This window comes from Caballeronia sordidicola, from assembly GCF_001544455.2.
In the GTDB taxonomy this organism is placed as follows: domain Bacteria; phylum Pseudomonadota; class Gammaproteobacteria; order Burkholderiales; family Burkholderiaceae; genus Caballeronia; species Caballeronia sordidicola.
In genome coordinates, this window is sequence record NZ_FCOC02000002.1 from 146,366 (window position 1) to 165,400 (window position 19,035).

At 61.1% G+C, this 19,035-nt stretch carries 19 protein-coding genes; 2 read left to right on the forward strand and 17 right to left on the reverse strand.

Annotated elements, in window-relative coordinates; genetic code table 11:
- Nucleotides 1-53: 53 nt before the first annotated feature.
- The 4 genes from nagE to nagA form a co-directional block, all read right to left on the reverse strand.
- Nucleotides 54-1,823: an N-acetylglucosamine-specific PTS transporter subunit IIBC gene (nagE, locus tag AWB64_RS03850; RefSeq protein WP_060817312.1), complete on the reverse strand. Its 1,770-nt coding sequence runs from the start codon at nucleotides 1,821-1,823 to the stop codon at nucleotides 54-56.
- A 106-nt stretch (nucleotides 1,824-1,929) separates the two neighbouring features.
- On the reverse strand, nucleotides 1,930-4,521 hold the full coding sequence (gene ptsP, locus AWB64_RS03855) for a phosphoenolpyruvate--protein phosphotransferase (protein ID WP_060817313.1): 2,592 nt from the start codon (nucleotides 4,519-4,521) through the stop codon (nucleotides 1,930-1,932).
- A 14-nt stretch (nucleotides 4,522-4,535) separates the two neighbouring features.
- Nucleotides 4,536-5,543, reverse strand: coding sequence for an SIS domain-containing protein (locus AWB64_RS03860; protein WP_060817314.1), 1,008 nt, complete (start codon nucleotides 5,541-5,543; stop codon nucleotides 4,536-4,538).
- Complete coding sequence (gene nagA / locus AWB64_RS03865) at nucleotides 5,536-6,639, reverse strand: N-acetylglucosamine-6-phosphate deacetylase (protein WP_060817315.1); 1,104 nt, start codon at nucleotides 6,637-6,639, stop codon at nucleotides 5,536-5,538. Before nagA ends, AWB64_RS03860 begins: the two co-directional genes overlap by 8 nt.
- A 666-nt stretch (nucleotides 6,640-7,305) precedes the next feature.
- On the opposite strand from nagA, the gene AWB64_RS03870 reads away from it, so the two are divergent.
- On the forward strand, nucleotides 7,306-8,208 hold the full coding sequence (locus AWB64_RS03870) for a bifunctional helix-turn-helix transcriptional regulator/GNAT family N-acetyltransferase (protein ID WP_060817316.1): 903 nt from the start codon (nucleotides 7,306-7,308) through the stop codon (nucleotides 8,206-8,208).
- An 82-nt stretch (nucleotides 8,209-8,290) separates the two neighbouring features.
- Here the strand turns inward: AWB64_RS03870 and AWB64_RS03875 are convergent, their stop codons facing one another.
- The 6 genes from AWB64_RS03875 to AWB64_RS32495 are packed head-to-tail and all read right to left on the reverse strand — an operon-like array spanning nucleotide 8,291 to nucleotide 12,582.
- Nucleotides 8,291-8,890 carry an SCO family protein gene (locus AWB64_RS03875; RefSeq protein WP_060817317.1) on the reverse strand — a complete coding sequence of 200 codons (600 nt, stop codon included), beginning with the start codon at nucleotides 8,888-8,890 and terminating at the stop codon, nucleotides 8,291-8,293.
- A complete protein-coding gene (gene cyoE / locus AWB64_RS03880) occupies nucleotides 8,887-9,792 on the reverse strand; it encodes a heme o synthase (RefSeq protein ID WP_060817318.1) in 906 nt (301 codons plus the stop codon). Before cyoE ends, AWB64_RS03875 begins: the two co-directional genes overlap by 4 nt.
- Before the next feature lie 6 nt (nucleotides 9,793-9,798).
- Nucleotides 9,799-10,950, reverse strand: coding sequence for a COX15/CtaA family protein (locus tag AWB64_RS03885; RefSeq protein ID WP_060817319.1), 1,152 nt, complete (start codon nucleotides 10,948-10,950; stop codon nucleotides 9,799-9,801).
- 46 nt (nucleotides 10,951-10,996) lie between these two features.
- On the reverse strand, nucleotides 10,997-11,659 hold the full coding sequence (locus tag AWB64_RS03890) for an SCO family protein (RefSeq protein WP_082850358.1): 663 nt from the start codon (nucleotides 11,657-11,659) through the stop codon (nucleotides 10,997-10,999).
- 48 nt (nucleotides 11,660-11,707) lie between these two features.
- A complete protein-coding gene (locus AWB64_RS03895; protein ID WP_060817321.1) occupies nucleotides 11,708-12,451 on the reverse strand; it encodes an SURF1 family protein in 744 nt (247 codons plus the stop codon).
- Nucleotides 12,448-12,582 (reverse strand): hypothetical protein, encoded by a 135-nt coding sequence (locus AWB64_RS32495; protein ID WP_279616246.1) that lies wholly within the window; start codon nucleotides 12,580-12,582, stop codon nucleotides 12,448-12,450. Before AWB64_RS32495 ends, AWB64_RS03895 begins: the two co-directional genes overlap by 4 nt.
- Here AWB64_RS32495 and AWB64_RS03900 point away from each other — a divergent pair.
- Nucleotides 12,581-12,790: a twin transmembrane helix small protein gene (locus AWB64_RS03900; protein ID WP_060817322.1), complete on the forward strand. Its 210-nt coding sequence runs from the start codon at nucleotides 12,581-12,583 to the stop codon at nucleotides 12,788-12,790. The genes AWB64_RS32495 and AWB64_RS03900 overlap by 2 nt on opposite strands.
- 283 nt (nucleotides 12,791-13,073) lie before the next feature.
- On the opposite strand, the gene AWB64_RS03905 is transcribed toward AWB64_RS03900, so the two are convergent.
- The 7 genes from AWB64_RS03905 to AWB64_RS03930 form a co-directional block, all read right to left on the reverse strand.
- Entirely contained in the window at nucleotides 13,074-13,931 is an 858-nt protein-coding gene (locus tag AWB64_RS03905; protein WP_060817323.1) for a cytochrome c oxidase subunit 3, read from the reverse strand.
- Nucleotides 13,932-14,006: 75 nt separating this feature from the next.
- A complete protein-coding gene (locus tag AWB64_RS03910) occupies nucleotides 14,007-14,213 on the reverse strand; it encodes a DUF2970 domain-containing protein (protein WP_099050486.1) in 207 nt (68 codons plus the stop codon).
- 78 nt (nucleotides 14,214-14,291) lie between these two features.
- Nucleotides 14,292-14,864 (reverse strand): cytochrome c oxidase assembly protein, encoded by a 573-nt coding sequence (locus tag AWB64_RS03915; RefSeq protein ID WP_075643234.1) that lies wholly within the window; start codon nucleotides 14,862-14,864, stop codon nucleotides 14,292-14,294.
- An 8-nt stretch (nucleotides 14,865-14,872) separates the two neighbouring features.
- On the reverse strand, nucleotides 14,873-15,013 hold the full coding sequence (locus AWB64_RS31855) for a cytochrome oxidase small assembly protein (RefSeq protein WP_047895570.1): 141 nt from the start codon (nucleotides 15,011-15,013) through the stop codon (nucleotides 14,873-14,875).
- A gap of 105 nt (nucleotides 15,014-15,118) precedes the next feature.
- Nucleotides 15,119-16,744, reverse strand: coding sequence for a cytochrome c oxidase subunit I (ctaD, locus tag AWB64_RS03920; RefSeq protein ID WP_060817326.1), 1,626 nt, complete (start codon nucleotides 16,742-16,744; stop codon nucleotides 15,119-15,121).
- A gap of 90 nt (nucleotides 16,745-16,834) precedes the next feature.
- On the reverse strand, nucleotides 16,835-18,454 hold the full coding sequence (gene coxB, locus AWB64_RS03925) for a cytochrome c oxidase subunit II (protein ID WP_060817327.1): 1,620 nt from the start codon (nucleotides 18,452-18,454) through the stop codon (nucleotides 16,835-16,837).
- A gap of 102 nt (nucleotides 18,455-18,556) precedes the next feature.
- The gene (locus AWB64_RS03930; RefSeq protein WP_060817328.1) at nucleotides 18,557-19,033 is read right to left on the reverse strand and encodes a DUF2244 domain-containing protein; all 477 of its coding nucleotides are present in this window, start codon (nucleotides 19,031-19,033) and stop codon (nucleotides 18,557-18,559) included.
- Nucleotides 19,034-19,035 lie beyond the last annotated feature (2 nt).

A 19,035-nucleotide genomic window follows, 5' to 3' on the forward strand; every position in this document is an offset into this window, starting at 1 on the left:
ATTAATACACGATTAATACGCCTAGGTATCAATCGCCGGACATTCCAATGACATCACGCCGGCAGCGGCGAAGCTCCATTGCCAGGAGAAAGACGCTTTGCCAGCGTGGCGGCGTAACGCGGAGCCGCGTTACCTACAACAATGTGAAACGTATCGGCGGAAACCCATGCCACGTCGAGCGCCGACAAGCGTTGACGATCAACCGACGACGGATCGCGCACGACCACACGCAAACGCGTGGTAGCCACAGCGTCGAGCGAAGCGACGTTCGTCGCGCCGCCGAACACCGCGAGCCAGCGCACGGGGTCCGGATCGAGCGGGCCTTGTTCGCCGACAGGAACTGCCGCCACCGGAACAGCCGCAGCGGGTGTGGACGAGGCCGGCGTCGCGCCGCGTGTCGATGAACGCTCGAGTTCGGTACGAATTTCATCGGAGATGAGATCGGCTTCCGGTCCAATGATCACCTGCACGTTCGTCGCGCCGCGCTTCAACACGCCGCGTGCGCCAATCGCCTTCAATTGCGGCTCCGAGACCTTCTCCGCATCCACCACGGAAAGACGCAGACGGGTCGTGCAGGCATCGACGAGCGTCAGGTTCGACGCGCCGCCCAAGGCTGCGATGTAACGCACGGCGCGCGGCACGCTTGCGCCAGCAGTCGGCGAAACGAAGCCCGTGTTATCGAACGATTCCACTTCGGCGTCGGTCGTTGCGGGCTCGCGACCCGGCGTCGCCATGTTGAACTTGCGGATGAAGAAGCGGAAGAGGCCGTAATAGACCAGGCCGTAGACCAGGCCGATTGGAATGGCCAACCAGCCGCGCTGCGAAAGACCGTAGTTCAGCACATAGTCGATTGCGCCAGCCGAGAACGTGAAGCCAAGGTGAATGCCCAAGGCCGAGCAGATTGCGAGCGACAAACCCGTGAGCACGGCGTGGATGGCATACAGCACCGGCGCGAGGAACATGAAGCTGTACTCGATCGGCTCGGTCACGCCCGTCAGGAATGCGGTGAGCGCCATGGAGAACAGCAAGCCGCCCACAACGGCGCGACGTTCCTTCGGCGCCTCATGGAACATGGCGAGACACGCTGCCGGCAGGCCGAACATCATGATCGGGAAGAAGCCCGTCATGAAGCCGCCAGCGGTTTTATCGCCGGCGAAGAAGCGATGCAGATCGCCCGTCACCGCTGCGCCGCCGCCCGTTGGCGTGTACGAGCCGAACACGAACCACGCAAGCGAGTTGATGATGTGGTGCAGGCCCGTTACCAGCAGGATCCGGTTCAGCACGCCGAACACGAACACGCCAATAGCGCCCGCACCCGTCAGCCAGCCGCCGGCTGCATCGATAGCCGCCTGAATGGGCGTCCAGATATAGCCAAAGACAATGCCGAGCACGAGACACGCCACCCCCGTGACAATCGGCACGAAGCGTTTCCCTCCGAAGAACGCGAGGTACTCAGGCAGCTTGATGTCCTTGTACCGGTTGTAGAGATACCCGGCCACGCAACCCGCAACGATCCCCGACAGCACGCCCATATTGAGCTTGTCGTTGATGTCCTTCATCACCGCGATTTCGATCAGGTAACCGATCGCGCCAGCCAGGCCGGCCGTACCGTTGTTGTCCTTCGCGAAACCCACTGCCACGCCAATGGCGAACAAGAGCGGCAGGTTGGTGAAGATGGTGTCGCCTGCATCGGCGATCATCTTGATGTTGAAGACATCCGGCTGACCAAGGCGCAATAGCAGCCCGGCCACCGGAAGCACCGCAATCGGCAGCATCAGCGCGCGGCCGAGTCGCTGCATTTTTGCAAACGGGTTGGCGTCCATCGAATTCTCCAAAGAAAAGTGTCTTGTCGTTGATCGTGAGGTGAAACGTGGTGTCGATCGATTCTTTTTACTAATGAACGCGAAGGCTGGCCGCCGGAAGGACGTGTTAGTCCAGCGGCCAGATTTCGCGGCTTGCTGCTCTTACTGCCTGTGCCGATTCGAGCGCCAATGCATCGAGCGCGCGTTGACGGCACAGTGGGTAATCGAGTTTGCGCACGAGCGCCTTGATGCCGGGGACCGAAACCGGATCCACCGATAATTCCGTCACGCCGAGGCCCACGAGCAACGGCACCGCGACCGGGTCGCCGCCGAGCGCGCCGCACACGCCGACCCACTTGCCGTGCTTCGCCGCGCCGTCCGTCGCCGCCTTGATGAGGCGCAGGACCGCAGGATGCAGGCCGTCGGCCTGAGCCGCGAGATCTGCCTGGCAGCGGTCCATGGCGAGCGTGTATTGCGTCAGGTCGTTCGTGCCGATGGACAGGAAATCCGCGTGCTGCGCAAGCTGATCGGCCAAGAGCGCCGCCGATGGCACTTCGATCATCACGCCGACCTGAATGGGATCGGTACGGCCGATCTCGGCGGCGAGTTCATCGATACGCTTTCTCAAGCGCACGAGCTCGCCCGAGTCGGTCACCATGGGCAACAGGATGCGCACCGTGCCGAACGGTTTCACGGCGAGCAGACCACGCAACTGGTCGTCGAGCAGATCGGGGCGCACCTGCGCGAGGCGGATGCCGCGCAAGCCCAGCGCCGGGTTGGTTTCCGGCGGCAACGTCAGGTAATCGACTTCCTTGTCGGCGCCCACGTCGAGCGTGCGGATGATGGCCGTGCGTCCGCTTAGCGCGCCGACAATCGATTGATAGCTTTCCTCATGTTCGGCCGCGCTCGGCGCCGACTGACGATGAATGAACAAGAGTTCTGTACGCAGCAGGCCGACGGCATCGGCGCCATTTTCAACGGCGATCTTCGCGTCGTCGATGGTCGCAATGTTCGCCGCGACTTCAATGGTCCGGCCGTCGCTCGTGGCGGCCGCTTCCTGCGACGTCTGCCGGTTCACCTCGCGCACGCCCGCCAGGCGCTGGCGCTCGAGGCGCGCGCGTTCCACATCGAGTGCGGTTGGCGCGTATTCCAGACGGCCCGCCGATGCGTCGACCACGACTTGCGTGCCATCGGGGATTGCGTGCAATGCATCGCCCACGGCAACCAGCGCCGGAATGCCGATCTGCCGCGCGATGATCGCCGCGTGCGAGGTCGCGCCGCCTCGCGCCATGACGAGCGCCGTCACGCGCGTTCGATCCAGCGACGAAAGGTCCGACGGCGTGAACTCGTCGGCGGCGAGAACGGCTTCGTCGGGCAACTGGCGCGCGGCCGTGTTCGTGAGTCCAAGTGCGCGCAACACGCGTTTTTCGATATCGCGCAGATCCGCGGCGCGCTCCGCCAGCAACGCATCTTCAACGTTCGACAACAGCACGATCTGCGCGCGGATTGCTTCGCGCCATGCAAACCCGGCGCTCTTGCCGAGGCTGATCAGGTCGCGGGCTGCGTCGAGCAGCGTTGGGTCTTCAAGCAGCACGCGATGCACCGCGAAAATACCCGCCTCGCCCACCGCGCCGCGCTGCGAAGCGGTGCGCACGGTCTCGCCAAGTTCTGCGTCGATGGCGGCAATTGCCTTGTCCAGCAGCCGGCTTTCCGCCGCCGATGTGCCCGTTGCCTGTTCGGGCGGCGTGATGTCGTTGTCGTCCCAGCGGACCAGCTTGCCAACCGCAATCCCCGCCGATGCACATACGCCCGCAAGCGTATTCGGATCGAGCGGCGTTCCTGTGTCGCGCGCAACGGCAACCGGCGCTGGCGAACGCGTGCGCGCCGGCTTCTCTTCCACTTCGCCGTGCGCTTCGCGCAGCAACTCCGCCGCGACCGCTTCCACCGCAGCGGCAGCTTGAGCGCCCACGCCAAGCAACTCGACAGTCGCGCCTTCTCCCGCGCCGAGCCCGAGCAAGCCGACCACGCTTTCTATGGGCGCCTTGCGGCCATTGAAACGCACTTCGACCTTGGCGTCGAAACCGCGCGCCGCTTCGCGGGCGCGCGCGGCCGGCCGCGCATGCAAGCCGCCCGACTGGCCGAGCGTGACGCTGCGGCGCGCTTCTTCTGTGACGTTCGACGTGCTGCGCGCTGCGTCGGCTTTTACGCCATCCTTGCCGCGCAACACCAGCAACTGGCTTTCGCCCGCCCGCAACATGCCGCGCCCGGCGCGGCTGACCACCTCGAACGCATCGCTATTTGCCACGGCAATCACCGAGACGAGACTTGGCGCATGCTGCGCAACGTAGTCGGCATCGAACTCGATCAGTACGTCGCCTGCGCGCACGCTCGCGCCTTGCTCGACCTTCGGCGTAAAACCTTTACCCGCCAGTTCCACCGTATCGATACCGATGTGCACCAGGATTTCCGCGCCCTGCGTGGTGCGCAACGTCACTGCGTGGTGCGTGCGCGCGAGGTGCGTGATGACGCCGTCGCACGGCGCGACCATCACGCCCGCGAGCGGATCGATGCCAATGCCGTCGCCGAACATGCCGTCGGCGAATACGGGATCCGGCACCTCAACGAGTGGCACCATTGGCCCGGTAAGCGGCGCGAGCAATACAAAATCGCTCTGGTTTTCAGGGGAATGATTCAACAGGGACTCCTCGGCACGACGCATCGGATTTCTCTCGATTAACGGGTTTCGGTGACTTTGGCCAGATGGCGCGGCGCGTCGGGATTGCGCCCGCGCGCGGCAGCCAGGCCTTCGGCCATCACATAAAAAGACAGGATCGCCGCGATGGGATCGAGCGCGAAATGTGCGGTCTCGACGAGCGGCAAGGTGGCTTCGGGAATATCGGCGGGCGCGGCGAGCAGCACGCGTGCGCCGCGGGCGCGCATGTCGCGGGCAAGCTGGATCAAGCCAGCCTGCTCCGGTCCGCGCGGCGCGAATACGAGCAGCGGATAGTTTTCGCCGATGAGCTCCATCGGGCCATGCCGTACTTCTGCGCTGGAGAACGCTTCGGCTTGAATGCCCGATGTTTCCTTCAGCTTGAGCGCGGCTTCCTGAGCGATCGCAAGACCCAGCCCACGACCGATCACGAACATGCTCTCGACGTCCCTGAGCTCGCTGACGGCATGAGACCAGTCGAGCTTGCCGGCGGCGCGCAAGGCGTCGGGCAACGACTTGAGCGCGTTGAGCAACTCGGCATCTTTCTGCACATGCGCAATGACAATGGCCGACAGCGACAACATCGCGATATAGCTCTTGGTCGCCGCCACCGACAACTCCGGCCCGGCCAGCAGCGGCAGATTCCACTCGCATGCTTCGGCGAGCGGCGAGCCGGGCGCATTCACGGCGGCCACGGTCAGTGCGCCGGCGTCGCGCAAAGCCTGCATGGTGCCAATCAGATCCGGGCTCTTGCCCGACTGCGAGAACGCCACGGCCAGTTGGCCCTTCACACGCAAAGGCGCTTGCTGCAGGGTTGCGACCGACATGGGCAACGAGGCGACCGGCACGCCAATGCGGCTCATGGTCAGGCCTGCGAAGTAACTGGCCGCGTGGTCCGAGGAACCGCGCGCCACCGTCAGCGCAACGTGCCGCGGCTCTTCGGCGAGCCGCGCGGCGAGCGCTTCTATGTGGGATGTATCGGCAAGCTGGGCAACCACCACGTCGGCGGATGCCAGCGCTTCATCAAGCATATTCGACAATTGATTCACCTTCTACATAAGTTGCTGTCAACGCCAGTTCACGGTCGAACACGACGAGGTCCGCCCACGCGCCACGCGCAATCCGGCCCCGGTCCTCGAGCCCGAGATAGTCGGCGGCGTAGCGTGACAGGCGATTGGAAACGTCTTCCATTGGCAAGCCGATGGAAACAAGATTGCGCAGCGCCTGATCCATCGTCAGCGTGCTGCCCGCGAGCGTGCCGTCGGCGAGACGCACGCCGCCCATGCACTTGGTCACGTGCTGGCTGCCCAGGCGATATTCGCCATCGGGCATGCCGGATGCCGACGTGCTGTCCGTGACGACGTACAAGCGCGGAATGGCGCGCAGCGCGGCGCGAATTGCGCCGGGATGCACATGGAGAAGATCGGGAATGAGTTCGGCGTACTCGGCATGTGCGAGCGCGGCGCCCACCATGCCGGGATCGCGATGATGCAACGGCGACATGGCGTTGAACAAATGCGTGAAACCACGCGCGCCGTGTTTGAGAGCATTGACCGCGTCGTCGTATGTGCCGAGCGAATGGCCCAGTTGCACCCGTACGCCGCGCGCCGCCATTTCCTGGATCACTTCAATGTGGCCGGAGATTTCCGGGGCAATGGTCACCACGCGGATAGGCGCGAGCGAAAGATACTTCAACACTTCGTCGCGCACGGCGACTGCGGCTGCATCGGGCTGCGCGCCGAGCTTTCCGGGATTGATGTACGGGCCCTCAAGGTGCACGCCCAGAACGCGCGCGCCACCGGGCGCCCGGCGAATGGCCTGTTCACCCAGGCCGGCAACCACCGCCATCAATTCGTCGCGGGGTGCGGTCATGGTGGTGGCGAGCATGCTGGTCGTGCCGTGTTTCGCGTGTTCGCGCGCAACGGTAGCCGCGGCGTCGCCGCCTTCCATGATGTCGGCGCCCCCACCGCCATGCACGTGACAGTCGATAAAACCCGGCAGGATGTACGGAGCGTCATTCGTCCTCGGGTCCACGCGCGCTCCTTCAAGCGCCGTCACCCGGCCGTTCTCGAACGCGATCGAGCCGTGTATCCAGCCGTCGGTCGTCAGGATGTTTCCTTTCAGCATGAATCTCTCTCGTGAAACGTACAGCATGACGCGCCTTGGCCGCGCTCGCGGGCGCTCGCACAGAAGTGCCAGCTGGCGGCGCTCAACGCGCGATAAGGCTCGAACCGCCGCCGCGCCCGCTGCGAGCAGGCTGGCATTGCCAGCGACACAACACGTCAAATCTGGCGTTTCCAGCAACGGCGTTTCTTGCCCCGGATTGTTTTTATGGACATCTTTCGCGTCATCTCAGCCGACGAAGATCAGGCTTCCATCCACCGGATCAACGACACTTTAATTGACGCTTTTTGATCAATTTCTACGATGACTTGTATGCAGATTCTGCATAGGATTTGTCGAAGTAACCGTTAAATCAGCGAGCCCATTATATAACCAAAATAATACCAGTCAATTTACGAAATCATTTTTTCAGAGTTCGTTAAACTTGTTAATTATCAATAGGTTAAATAAAAAATTTTGTTGTTTCATGTTTGGATTTGCACTAGTACTAACCCTTGGATACAGCCCACTTTAATGCAGTTGGTCTACACACTATAGTCGTCCGAACGTCTATGCAAGTTGCCGTATCACGCAAGGATCGCACGGCCATCCTATTTTTCGGCACAATGATTCCGATCGAATCGCCGGGGAAATCGGCGCGACGCGTGAATACATGGAACGAGGCAAAAAATGCGGAGAGACTCAAGCGAGGGTCTGAGGGATGCGGTGCGCCGCTTTCAATGGTTTTATACACAACACGTCTGGGCGCCACACGAACTCGTGGAGCAAAGTGCGTTGTCGCCGACTGAGTGGCGCGTGCTTTTCGCGGTCATGCACGCGGGTACGACGATCGCGGCCGAGCTATCGCGCACGCTTCAGATCAACACGGGCTATCTCAGCCGGATGCTCAACGAGTTCGAACGCAGCGGGTTGATCCGGAGAACGCCATTTGCCGGCGATGCACGCAGCCACCGCGTTTCGCTAACCCTTGCGGGCGAAAGCGCGCTCGCGGCAACCAGCACCCGCATGCGCAACAATGTGTCGATGGCTCTCGAATCCATGACGCCGGACGAGAGTTCGAAACTGGTGGCATCGATGGAAGTCGTCGAAAAATTGCTCACCCTGCCGCTCGAGACGCCGTGCGTTCGGCTACGCGGTCCCCGCCCGGGTGATTTTGGCTGGATCGTCGAACGCGAAGCCGAGTTCGCGACCGGCGGCCCGGCTGCGAAGCAGGCTCGTGAGATGCGCGCCGCGAAGGTCGTCGCGGATTTCCTGACGGCGCCCGATCCCACGCGCAATGCGTGCTGGATTGCGGAAAAAGAGGGTGTAAGCGTGGGCGCGGCTTTGCTGATCTGCGCGCCTGCGTCAGCCGATGCACGGATTGCGATCGTGTTCGTCGACGCCGATGCAGAACGCAAAGGCATCGGCCACCGGTTACTCGAAGCGTGCGAGGAGTTCGCTATCGAAGCAGGCTATGAGCGGCTCGGCTGCGTGCCCGATCTTCAGCACGAACTGGTTGAGCCGCTGCTTCGCGGTTGCGGATTTCAAGAGCGGAATGAAACGGACGCGGTGTTGCAGAAATACCTGAAATAGCCGGCGTTAAATGCAAAAAGCCCGTTTCAACTTTCGTTGTAACGGGCTCTCCATTTTTCGCGCAAACGCGGCACGCCAGGTCTTAATCCAGCAACAGCTTCAAGTCATGAACCCAGATATCGACGCCCTGCCCGTCGCGAGCGAATAACCTCAAGCGTCCTTGCGGGTCGAATACGTAGCTTGCGGCCGTATGGTCCATTGTGTATTCGCCGGCCGTCTTGCCCGGAACCTGCGCGTAATACACGCGGAAGTCCTTCGTGATTTTCACGAGTTGAGCGTTATCCGCAGGCCGCAGGCCAATGAACGATGGGTTGAACGCCGATACATATTCGCTCAGCAGCGGCGCGGTATCGCGGGTTGGATCGACGGTGACCATCAGCACTTGAACGCGCTTGGCGTCGTCGCCGAGTTTCTGGAGCGCCTGCGACAACTCCGCCATGGTGGTCGGACATACGTCGGGGCAATGCGTATAACCGAAGAACAAGACCACAGCTTTGCCCTTGAAGTCGGCCATCGTACGGGTCTTGCCACCGGTATCGGGCAATGAGAAGTCGCTGCCGAACTGCGTGTTGCCGGTAATGTCGAGATTCGTGAACGCCGGCTTGCTGTCGCACGCGGCGAGCAATGCCGCAACCAGCGCGAATCCCATCCATGCAACGATCCCGCGAACTGAAAACTTCATACGCCAATCACCGTGCGCACGTAATGATCCACGAGCAATGCGCCAAACAGCAGCGACAAATACACGATGGAGAACCGGAAGGTCTTGCGCGCAAGGGCATCGGAATAATCACGATAAATCTTCCACGCGTACCCGAGGAACATGCCGCCGAGCACAACGGCGGACGCAAGGTACAGCACGCCGTTCATGCCCGAGATGAACGGCATCATGGTCACGGCGAACAAGATGATGGAGTACAGGAAGATATGCAGCCGCGTGTACTTCTCGCCATGCGTATTGGGCAGCATGGGCAAGCCCGCGTTCTCGTAGTCCTTCCTTCTGTAAAGCGCTAGCGCCCAGAAATGCGGCGGCGTCCACACGAAGATGATCAGCACGAGAATCCACGCGTCGCCGGGGACATGTCCTGTCACCGCCGCCCAGCCAAGCGCCGGCGGCATGGCGCCGGACGCGCCGCCGATCACGATGTTCTGCGGTGTCGCCGGCTTGAGCAGGCACGTATAGATCACGGCGTAGCCAACAAACGTGGCGATGGTCAGCCACATGGTGAGCGCGTTCGTGAATGTGTAAAGCGTCCACATGCCCGCGCCGCCAAGCACCGCCGAGAACAGCAGGATCTGCGCGGGCGTGATCTCGCCGCGCGCGGACGGACGCCATGCGGTGCGGCGCATCATGGCATCGATTTTTTGTTCCATCAGGCAGTTGATCGCGAACGCGGCGCCCGCCAGCAACCAGATACCGACCGTTCCGCCAACCAGCACGGTCCAGGGCACCATGCCGGGAGTCGACAGGAACATGCCGATCACCGCGCAGAAAACCGCGAGTTGCGTCACGCGCGGCTTGGTCAGCGCCATGTATTGCGAGAGGCGGTTACCGGAGGGGGAAATCAGTGTCGTGCTGTCCATAGGAACTCACGGAGCTTGGCGCGGGAGTGGTGCGGCGTCCCGTGGGGTGACGGCAGACGATCCCACGGCGAGACTAAGAGCGTGGCCGTGACGGCTGGAAGAGATTCGAAAGTTTATCATAACGAGCAGTAGCAACAGGATGGCGGCGCCGCCGTTGTGCGCCACGGCGACAGGCAGCGGCCATTGCAGCACGATGTTCGACAACCCCGTCAGAAACTGCACGACGATCACGATCATTACGCCGTTCGCGGGTCTTCTCAATGACTCAAATCGACGCAGTTTCGCCGCGAGCCACAGCAGATAAAGCACGACCACCACCGCAAACGTTCGATGCGTCCAGTGAATCGCGACCAGCGCATCCTGCGAAATGACATCGCCGTCACCGGTCATGCCGAGCGCGCGCCACAGGTGAAAGCCGTGCTCGAAGTTCATCGGCGGGATCCAGGCGCCGTTGCACAGCGGGAAGTCGGTGCAGGCGAGCACCGCGTAGTTGGTGCTGACCCAGCCGCCCAGCGCGATCTGCACAATGAGCAACAACAGACCCACGAGCGCCGCTGGCAGCCAGTGCGCGGCTCTTGGGTCGATAGCGGGAATCGGCGTCTGGCGCGCCGCCAGCCAGCCAAGCGCACCCAGCAACGCGAGACCGAGCAGCAAATGGATCGTCACGATCACCGGCTGCAGTTTCATGGTGACCGTCCACGCGCCGAACGCGCCCTGAACCACGATCAGCAGCAAGATGGACGTGGGCCACCACGGCGAGACATGCGACGCACGCCGCTTCAGACGCGCCGTCCACGCAATGATCACCTGCGCGATGATCAACACGCCGATCGCCATTGCGAAGTAGCGGTGGATCATTTCAATCCACGCCTTGCCGATACTGACCGGCCCCGTGGGCATGGCCTGATGCGCGGCCGTGATTGCTGCATGCGCAATAAACGGCGACGACGTCCCATAGCATCCGGGCCAGTCGGGACAGCCGAGACCCGAATCCGTGAGCCGCGTGAATCCGCCGAACATCACGAGGTCGAGCGTCAGGAAAGTCGTCAGCCAGACCAGCTTGCGGAATTTGTTGTCGTCCGCTTTCACCCACACGTACGACAGCGGCAGCAATGCAATGCAGATGCCGATCAAGCCAAGTTGTAAAACGTAAGTCATGCCTGCAGGGTCCTCAACACGTCATCGCCTTCATTGCCGTTTCCGTTCAGCCAATCCGCGACCACTTCAGCAGCTTCGCCAAGTCCGCCTTGATCTTTTCGGGCTGCGGATCCTTCGGGAAACGCATCATGAGATTACCGTTTGGATCGACGAGGAAAATGTGATCGGTGAGTTTCGAATCCGCGCCAGCCGGCAACCACGCAGCGACGGCTTTCGGATCGGCGATAAGCATGCGCATGTCCGGCTGCGGGTACGCAGTCTGGATGACGGATGAAACCGGTTTGTTATCGGTGCGCAGCCAGACGTTGACCACCCGCTCGCGCTCGGCCGATTGCAGCACGCGAACCTGCCGCATGAAGAACAGGCGCGTCACGCACTTCTCGTCGCAATCGCCGCTGTTGACCGTGACCATCAGCCACTTGCCGCGCAAGGCGGAGAGCGGCATCGGCTTGCCTTGTTCATCGGTGACGACGAGTTGTTCCGGAATCGGCCGCTGAGGTTCGATCAGCGCGCCGTAGCTCGTCGTGCCGCCCGTTGGCTTGATCACGTAATACATGAAATACGATGCAAGCACGGGCGCCGCGCACACGAACGCGAGCAGCACAAGCATCCAGCGGCCCTTGTTCCACGAACCGGGCGCGCGTTCCTGCTGCTGAGCCCGCGCCTTGTTGACGGCGGACGGCGAAGGACGGGGAGTTTGCATGGACAAAATGTTGCCTCTATTCGTTTAGGAGCGCCGGTCGGTTCGCTCAGTACTTTATGCGTTGCTGTCGAGCGTGCGCGCCGCGCCGTCTTTCGACTCGTCTTTTTTCGCCGCACGACGCGCGGCGTATAGCCCAAAGCCGAGCGCAGCCGCCGCCATGCCCCACCACTGGAGCATGTAGCCGTAGTTCGTATCGACACCGGTTGTGGGCGCCGGCCAGCCCCGCACCAGTTTGTCGCCGGTGTCATTCATTTGCTGGATCACGAACGGCTGCAGCGGCAAACCAGTTTCGGCAGCGTAGGCGGCTACATTCAGATTTTGTCGAATCTTCAATTTCGCCGCCGAGCCGCCCTGCCCAAGCTCAAAAGCCTGCGATGCATTCGCGCGCGCAATCCCTTCGATTTCCACTTCACCGCCCGGCGTGGCGTACGGTTCAATGCCCGTACGATCCGAGATGTTTCGCGGCAGCCAGCCCCGATTAACCAGCACCACGCCGCCGTCATCGAGCTTGAGCGGCATCACGACATAGAAACCCGGCTGATCGTTATACGGCCGGTTATCCAGATAGACAACCTGATCGGGCATGAACGTGCCACGCGCCGTCACCCGATGGAATTCGATATCTTTCAGCGCCATCGGCACAGCGCCCAGCCGTCGCGCGGGCGCATTCTCGAACGCGACAATCCGCGCGTTGAGCTGCTCTTTCTGATGCGCGCGGTCGCGTTGCCAAAAGCCAAGGCGTATTGTCACCGCCATGACGATCAGGATGATCAACGCTGGCCAGAAACGGATCTTCATAGAGCGCCTGCTGTTTTTCCGGATAGAGCGGCTTTCGCGACCGCAGCGAAACTTTCAGCATGCACGCGGCACATTACCTGCAGTGCGATAATTACAGGATTGAACTTCTTAGGCCAACTGGCTGTTTTCATGCACATATTCGTTGCCATTGCATTCATTCTCATCATCGCGAGCCTGGGTTCGGCGCTGTACTTCATGATGACCGACAAGGGCAAGAGCAAGCGCATGGTGTGGTCACTTGCCATGCGTGTCGGGCTGTCGATCTCGCTGTTTCTGTTCATCCTGTTCGCGCACTGGATGGGATGGATCCAGTCCACCGGTATCCCGCTCGGCCGCTGATCCTGCTCGAAACATGCGCGGTTCGTCCGGGCTCGCGCCAGCTTGAATCAGCATTCACGCTTGACGTTCGCGGATTGTCACCGAATACGCACTCGCCAGCGCGCCCAGTCCTGCGGCAAAACGGCGCATCGCAAGCTGCCTGCTCAACTTCGCCAATCAGCAATTAAATGCAAAACGCCGCCCGAATCATGTCGAGGCGGCGCTTTGCAAAGCATCTTTTCTGTCGACTTCAAAACTACCTGAAAGGACGGCGCCAACGGGCGCGGTCCTTCATTACGAGCGCTTACAGCCAGTACACAACTACGTACAGTCCAAGCCAAACCACGTCCACGAAGTGCCAATACCACGCGGCGCCCTCGAACGCGAAGTGATGCTCCGCCGTGAAGTGTCCGCGAATCACACGCACCAGGACGACGGTGAGCATGGTGCCGCCGAGGAACACGTGAAAGCCATGGAAGCCGGTCAGCAAAAAGAAGGTCGAGCCATACACGCCCGAAGCCAGCGTCAGATTCAGTTCGTTGTACGCGTGGAAGTATTCGTATCCCTGGCAGCACAGGAAAAGCAGGCCCAGGCCAACGGTCGCAGCAAGCCAGATGATGGTTTTCCTACGATGATTCTCGCGCAGCGCATGGTGAGCAACGGTGAGCGTTGCGCCCGAACTCAGCAGCAACGCGGTGTTGATCGTCGGCAACGGCCACGGCGTCATGGACCGGAAGTGGGAAATCAGCGCAGCCGGACCGTTGTTCGGCCACACGGCGGTAAAGTCCGGCCAGATCAGCTTGTAATCCAGGCTGCCGAGTTCATGCAGCGCGATCTGCCGCGCGTAGAACAGCGCGCCGAAAAATGCGCCGAAGAACATGACTTCGGAGAAGATGAACCAGCTCATGCTCCACCGGTACGACAGGTCGACGTTCTTGCCGTACATCCCGCCTTCGGATTCCCCGATGGAATCGCCGAACCAATGCCACAGCGTGTACAACAGCCAAAGCAGGCCGACAACAAACGTGATCGGCGCCCACGGTTCACCATTGACCCACGATGCCAGCGAAGCCATGGAGACCAGAAGACCGGTCGCGGCCATGATTGGATGCTTCGACGGATGCGGGACGAAATAGTACGGGCTTTCGTTTTGACCGCTCATTATTGATTCTCCACTTCGATCCAGTTGCTTGATTTTTTCTGCCGTGGGTATCGCGAGAACGCGATTCCATCGAATTTATCCCACTACTGCCCGCACCACCACCAGCAACACGACGATAAACAGCGCCGCTCCAATGACGCCCGCCGCAATCAGATGCAACGGATTCAAAGACGCATCGCTTTCCAGATCGCGACGGCGGCGTACGCCGAAGAACGACCAGAAAACCGCCTTCAGCAACCGGAGAAAACTGCTCTTCGGAACGGGCTTCTGTGTTTCCACCATCATGCTTCTCCGCCGCCGTATGCGGCTTTACGCGGCCGGGTGAACTGCGCCCGCGTATGTTGCCGCCATGCGGCCTTGTTAAATGCCGCTTCGTGACACCGACGCAGGCGTGTTCAATTCAAAAAACGTGTAAGACAACGTGATGGTCTTCACGTCCTTCGGCAACTTCGGGTCCACCACGAACACCACGGGCATGCGCCGCGTCTCGTTGGGCTTCAACGTTTGCTGCGTAAAACAAAAGCACTCGATCTTCTTGAAGTACTCGGTGGCCTGCATGGGCGCGTAGCTTGGAATGGCTTGCGCCTGAACCGTGCGCGCCTGCTGGTTGGTCACCTCGTACATCACCGTCATGACTTCGCCCGGATGCACGTCCAGCGTGTTCTGCTCCGGCTTGAACTGCAGCGGACCGCGCGCGTTGGCATCGAATTCGATGGCGATCTTGCGGCTCGTGTCCACCTGCGTGTTCTTCGCTTCCCGTGCGCCAACGTCGCGCTGCACAAGGTTGTTGATGCCGGTAATGGAACAGATCGCGCGATACATTGGCACGAGCGCGAAACCGAATCCGAACATGGCGGCGGCCACGACGATCAGCTTGAACATCATCGTGCGATTAAACGCGCGGTCTTCCTTTACCTCTTGAGGCGTCGACACGTTGCTTCCTAGCCCCTCGAACGCACGTACTGATCGACAACAACAGCCAGGAAAAATACCGCGGCGACCGCCAGCAGGATCAATCCGAGCCGCTTGTTGCCCGCGCGAACTTCCGCCGGCGTGCGTTGCTTCTGTGAATTACGGGTCATCCGATCAGGCTTTATTCCGCTAGTCATGCATTTCGCTGTCGTGGTGCCGCTGAATGCTGCATGGCGCGGCGTCCCGCTGTTTCACGGAACGCGCCGCCATAAACCTTACTCCACTTGCGGCGGACGCTCGAACGTGTGGAACGGAGCCGGGCTTGGCACGGTCCACTCCAGTCCTTCGGCGCCGTCCCACGGCTTGTCATCCGCCTTCACCAGATCGCCACCGCCCCGATACGCGGGCAACGCGACTGCGAACAGGAAGTACACCTGCGCCAGGCCAAAACCAAACGCACCGATCGTCGCAACCTGGTTGAAGTCCGTGAACTGCGCCGGGTAATCCGCATAACGACGCGGCATGCCGGCAAGACCCAGGAAATGCATCGGGAAGAACGTGATGTTGAAGAAGATCATCGACGCCCAGAAGTGGATCTTGCCGCGCGTCTCGTTGTACATCCAGCCCGTCCACTTCGGCGCCCAGTAGTACCAGCCCGAGAACAGCGCAAACAGCGAACCGGCCACCAGCACGTAGTGGAAGTGCGCCACCACGTAGTAAGTGCCGTGCATCTGGATATCGAGCGGCGCCATGGACAGGATCAGCCCCGTGAAGCCGCCCATGGTGAACACGAACAGGAAGCCGATGGCAAAGACCATCGGTGTTTCGAAGCTCAACGCACCGCGCCACATGGTGGCGACCCAGTTGAACACCTTCACGCCCGTTGGCACCGCGATCAGCATGGTCGCGTACATGAAGAACAACTGGCCCGTCACCGGCATGCCGGTCGCGAACATGTGGTGCGCCCAGACCATGAACGACAGGATCGCGATAGATGCCGTTGCATACACCATCGAGCTATAGCCGAACAGCGGCTTGCGCGAGAACGCCGGGATCACCTGCGACACGATCCCGAACGCCGGCAAGATCATGATGTACACCTCGGGATGCCCGAAGAACCAGAAGATATGCTGGTACATCACCGGATCGCCGCCGCCCGCCGCGTTGAAGAACGACGTGCCGAAGTGGCGGTCGAACAGCACCATGGTGATTGCGCCCGCGAGCACCGGCATCACGGCAATCAGCAGGTACGCGGTGATGAGCCAGGTCCAGCAGAACATGGGCATCTTCATGAGCGTCATGCCGGGCGCGCGCATGTTGAGGATGGTCACCACAATGTTGATCCCGCCCATGATCGACGACGCACCCATCAGGTGGATCGCGAAAATGGCGAAGTCCATGCCCGGGCCCATCTGCGTGGACAACGGCGCGTACAGCGTCCAGCCTGCAGCGGTCGCGCCGCCCGGAACGAAGAACGACGTGATCAGCAAAATGGCGGCAACCGGCAGCAGCCAGAAGCTGAAGTTGTTCATGCGCGCGAACGCCATGTCCGACGCGCCAATCTGCAGCGGAATCATCCAGTTCGCGAAGCCCACGAATGCCGGCATGATCGCGCCGAATACCATGATCAGGCCGTGCATGGTGGTCAACTGGTTGAAGAACTCCGGTCGCATGATCTGCAAGCCGGGCTCGAAGAGCTCGGCGCGGATCATCAACGCCATCACGCCCCCGGAGAGGAACATGATGAACGAGAACAGCAGGTACAATGTACCGATGTCCTTGTGGTTGGTCGCGAATAGCCAGCGACGCCAGCCGTACGGCAGTTCGTGCGCGTGCTCATCGTGATCATGAGCGTGACCGTGTTCGTGGCCCGCGGTTACATCGTGTCCGATGCTCGACATGACAATCTCCTAAAGCGAATACTGCGGCACTTGGGCGATACGCTACGCCTGCTTTCTTTCAGAAAGAAGCTTGACGTTCGGGTACGTACGTCAAGCAGCCGGACTGATCTCCACACGCCGTGCTTCTCTCGCGTCAGCACCGCCCGTGATCGTTTCCGGCTTCTTCAAAATGATGCGGTCTTCCGCAATGCCTGCGGCCTTCAACGCGTCGCGAACGGCCTGCGCGCGCGTCTTCGCCAGATCGGCGTTGGTCGCGGCAGAGCCGGTTGCGTCGGTGAAACCCGACAAATTGAACTTCGCGTCCGGATGCGCCTTCGCGTAATCAGCGGCGGCCTGGACTGCCGCAGCCGCGTCCGCGGGTAAGGCGCTCTTGCCCGTTTCGAAGTAGATGCTGGCGGGAAGGCCGGCCGATTGAGCCGCGCTGTCCGATGCCGGCGCGGACGCAGCCGGCGCCGCGCTGGCAGCCGCATCCGAGCCCGCCGCCGACGCTGCTGCACCCGCTGCCGCCAGATGGTCACCGCCCTCCGGCATCTTGCCATTGCGTGCGTCGGCTACTTGCTTCGGTTGAAGAATGTCGCCCGTGTGATTGCCCCACGTATTGCGTTCGTACGTGATGACCGAAGCAATTTCCACGTCGTTGAGCGTTGCGCCCCAGTTCGGCATTGCGCCCTTGCCTTTCAGCACAATGCTCACATGCTCGGCGATAGGACCGTTGGCGATCTTGCTGCCGTCGAGCGCCGGGAACTGACCCGCGCCCTTGCCGGTCGGCTGATGGCAGACCGCGCAATTCGACGTATAGACCTTTTCACCGCGCGCCTTCAGCTCGTCCATGGTGTAGGTCTTGTTCGGATCGTCGGCGCTCGCAGCCATTTTCTTCTTCTGGCCATCGACCCATTTCGTGTAGTCGTCGGCGGACAGCACTTCCACCACGACCGGCATGTAGGCGTGTTCCTTGCCGCACAATTCGGTACAGAAGCCGCGGAACGTGCCGATTTTTTCCGCCTTGAACCACGTGTCGCGCACGAAGCCCGGAATCGCGTCCTGCTTCACGCCGAACGCCGGGACGTACCACGAGTGGACCACGTCGTTAGCGGTGGTGATGATGCGGATTTTCTTGTCGACAGGAACCACGAGCGGGTTGTCGACTTCCTGCAGATACAGCTCGCCGATTGGCTCCTGGCCGTTCGTCTGGCTACGCGGCGTGGTGAGCGTGGAGAGGAAATTGATGCCTTCGCCCGGTCCCTTCACGTAGTCGTAGCCCCACTTCCACTGATAACCGGTCACTTTCACGGTCAAGTCGGCATTGGTGGTGTCTTTCATGGCGACCACGGCTTTGGTAGCCGGCAACGCCATCAGCACGACGATCACGAATGGGACGATGGTCCAGATGATTTCGACGGTGGTGCTTTCGTGGAAATTGGACGCCTTGTGGCCCTTCGACTTGCGGTGCATCAGGACCGAATAGAACATCACGCCGAACACGCCGATGAAAATCACCGTGCAGATGATCAGCATGAACGTATGGAGGCCGTAGAGCTCCTCGGCGATCTTCGTCACGGGCGTCTGGAAGTTGAGTTCGTTCACTCCAGGACCGCCGGGAACGTCACTGACCGCCAGGGCTGCGCCGGCGAACAGGAGTCCGCTTAACGCCAGCACGCCCGAGAGGGCTCGCTTGATTGTTTTCATAGCTTCCTTACCCAAAATTTCCATTCAGACCTCGACCCCCGTTTGCATCTGTCCGACTCATGCATCGCCTCCCCCCGGAAACGATTTACCCGGTGACGCGCGTTGATGCGCGTGCCGCGGTGCCGATCAATTGCAGCGCATCAGCCAGGCGCGCAACTCTACGGCAAACTGCCTGCGCCGATGCTGCGCCAGATGAATTCCGACCGGCACCGACTGGCCCCGCGACACGAGCTTGACCGGATCCCTCGGCCTGGCGCCCGGTTCAACCCGGACCCAGCGCGGATTGAACTCCACCTGCGTCAGGGTTTCCGCGTCCATGCGTTCAATCAGGAGCCGGTCGTGAAACAGCAGGATGCGCTCGTAATCGACAGCATGCCGCGCGTAGATGACGAACGCGATCCCGACCGCCAGCAACTCGATACCCGTAAAAGGCAGCACCAGCCAAGCGCCTGCCCAAACCAGCAAACTGGCGATCAACAACGAAAACAGCGCCAGCGAGATATAAAACGCGATGAATTGCCGTGGCGAAACCGAACAGTTCCGCTTGAACAACCAGTCCTTCATGACTGGCTCGGTGTCCATCAGCAGATCGGTTGCTTGCATCG

Bases quoted from the DNA above. Each gene is read 5' to 3' on its own strand.
- AWB64_RS03885 (WP_060817319.1), bottom strand. From the start codon at position 10,950: ATGACTTACGTTTTACAACTTGGCTTGATCGGCATCTGCATTGCATTG.
- AWB64_RS03860 (WP_060817314.1), bottom strand. From the start codon at position 5,543: ATGCTTGATGAAGCGCTGGCATCCGCCGACGTGGTGGTTGCCCAGCTT.
- AWB64_RS31855 (WP_047895570.1), bottom strand. From the start codon at position 15,013: ATGACCCGTAATTCACAGAAGCAACGCACGCCGGCGGAAGTTCGCGCG.
- nagE (WP_060817312.1), bottom strand. From the start codon at position 1,823: ATGGACGCCAACCCGTTTGCAAAAATGCAGCGACTCGGCCGCGCGCTG.
- AWB64_RS03870 (WP_060817316.1), top strand. From the start codon at position 7,306: ATGCGGAGAGACTCAAGCGAGGGTCTGAGGGATGCGGTGCGCCGCTTT.
- coxB (WP_060817327.1), bottom strand. From the start codon at position 18,454: ATGGAAATTTTGGGTAAGGAAGCTATGAAAACAATCAAGCGAGCCCTC.
- AWB64_RS32495 (WP_279616246.1), bottom strand. From the start codon at position 12,582: ATGAAAACAGCCAGTTGGCCTAAGAAGTTCAATCCTGTAATTATCGCA.
- AWB64_RS03895 (WP_060817321.1), bottom strand. From the start codon at position 12,451: ATGAAGATCCGTTTCTGGCCAGCGTTGATCATCCTGATCGTCATGGCG.
- AWB64_RS03930 (WP_060817328.1), bottom strand. From the start codon at position 19,033: ATGCAAGCAACCGATCTGCTGATGGACACCGAGCCAGTCATGAAGGAC.
- cyoE (WP_060817318.1), bottom strand. From the start codon at position 9,792: ATGGACAGCACGACACTGATTTCCCCCTCCGGTAACCGCCTCTCGCAA.
- AWB64_RS03900 (WP_060817322.1), top strand. From the start codon at position 12,581: ATGCACATATTCGTTGCCATTGCATTCATTCTCATCATCGCGAGCCTG.
- AWB64_RS03905 (WP_060817323.1), bottom strand. From the start codon at position 13,931: ATGAGCGGTCAAAACGAAAGCCCGTACTATTTCGTCCCGCATCCGTCG.
- AWB64_RS03875 (WP_060817317.1), bottom strand. From the start codon at position 8,890: ATGAAGTTTTCAGTTCGCGGGATCGTTGCATGGATGGGATTCGCGCTG.
- AWB64_RS03910 (WP_099050486.1), bottom strand. From the start codon at position 14,213: ATGGTGGAAACACAGAAGCCCGTTCCGAAGAGCAGTTTTCTCCGGTTG.
- ptsP (WP_060817313.1), bottom strand. From the start codon at position 4,521: ATGCGTCGTGCCGAGGAGTCCCTGTTGAATCATTCCCCTGAAAACCAG.
- ctaD (WP_060817326.1), bottom strand. From the start codon at position 16,744: ATGTCGAGCATCGGACACGATGTAACCGCGGGCCACGAACACGGTCAC.
- nagA (WP_060817315.1), bottom strand. From the start codon at position 6,639: ATGCTGAAAGGAAACATCCTGACGACCGACGGCTGGATACACGGCTCG.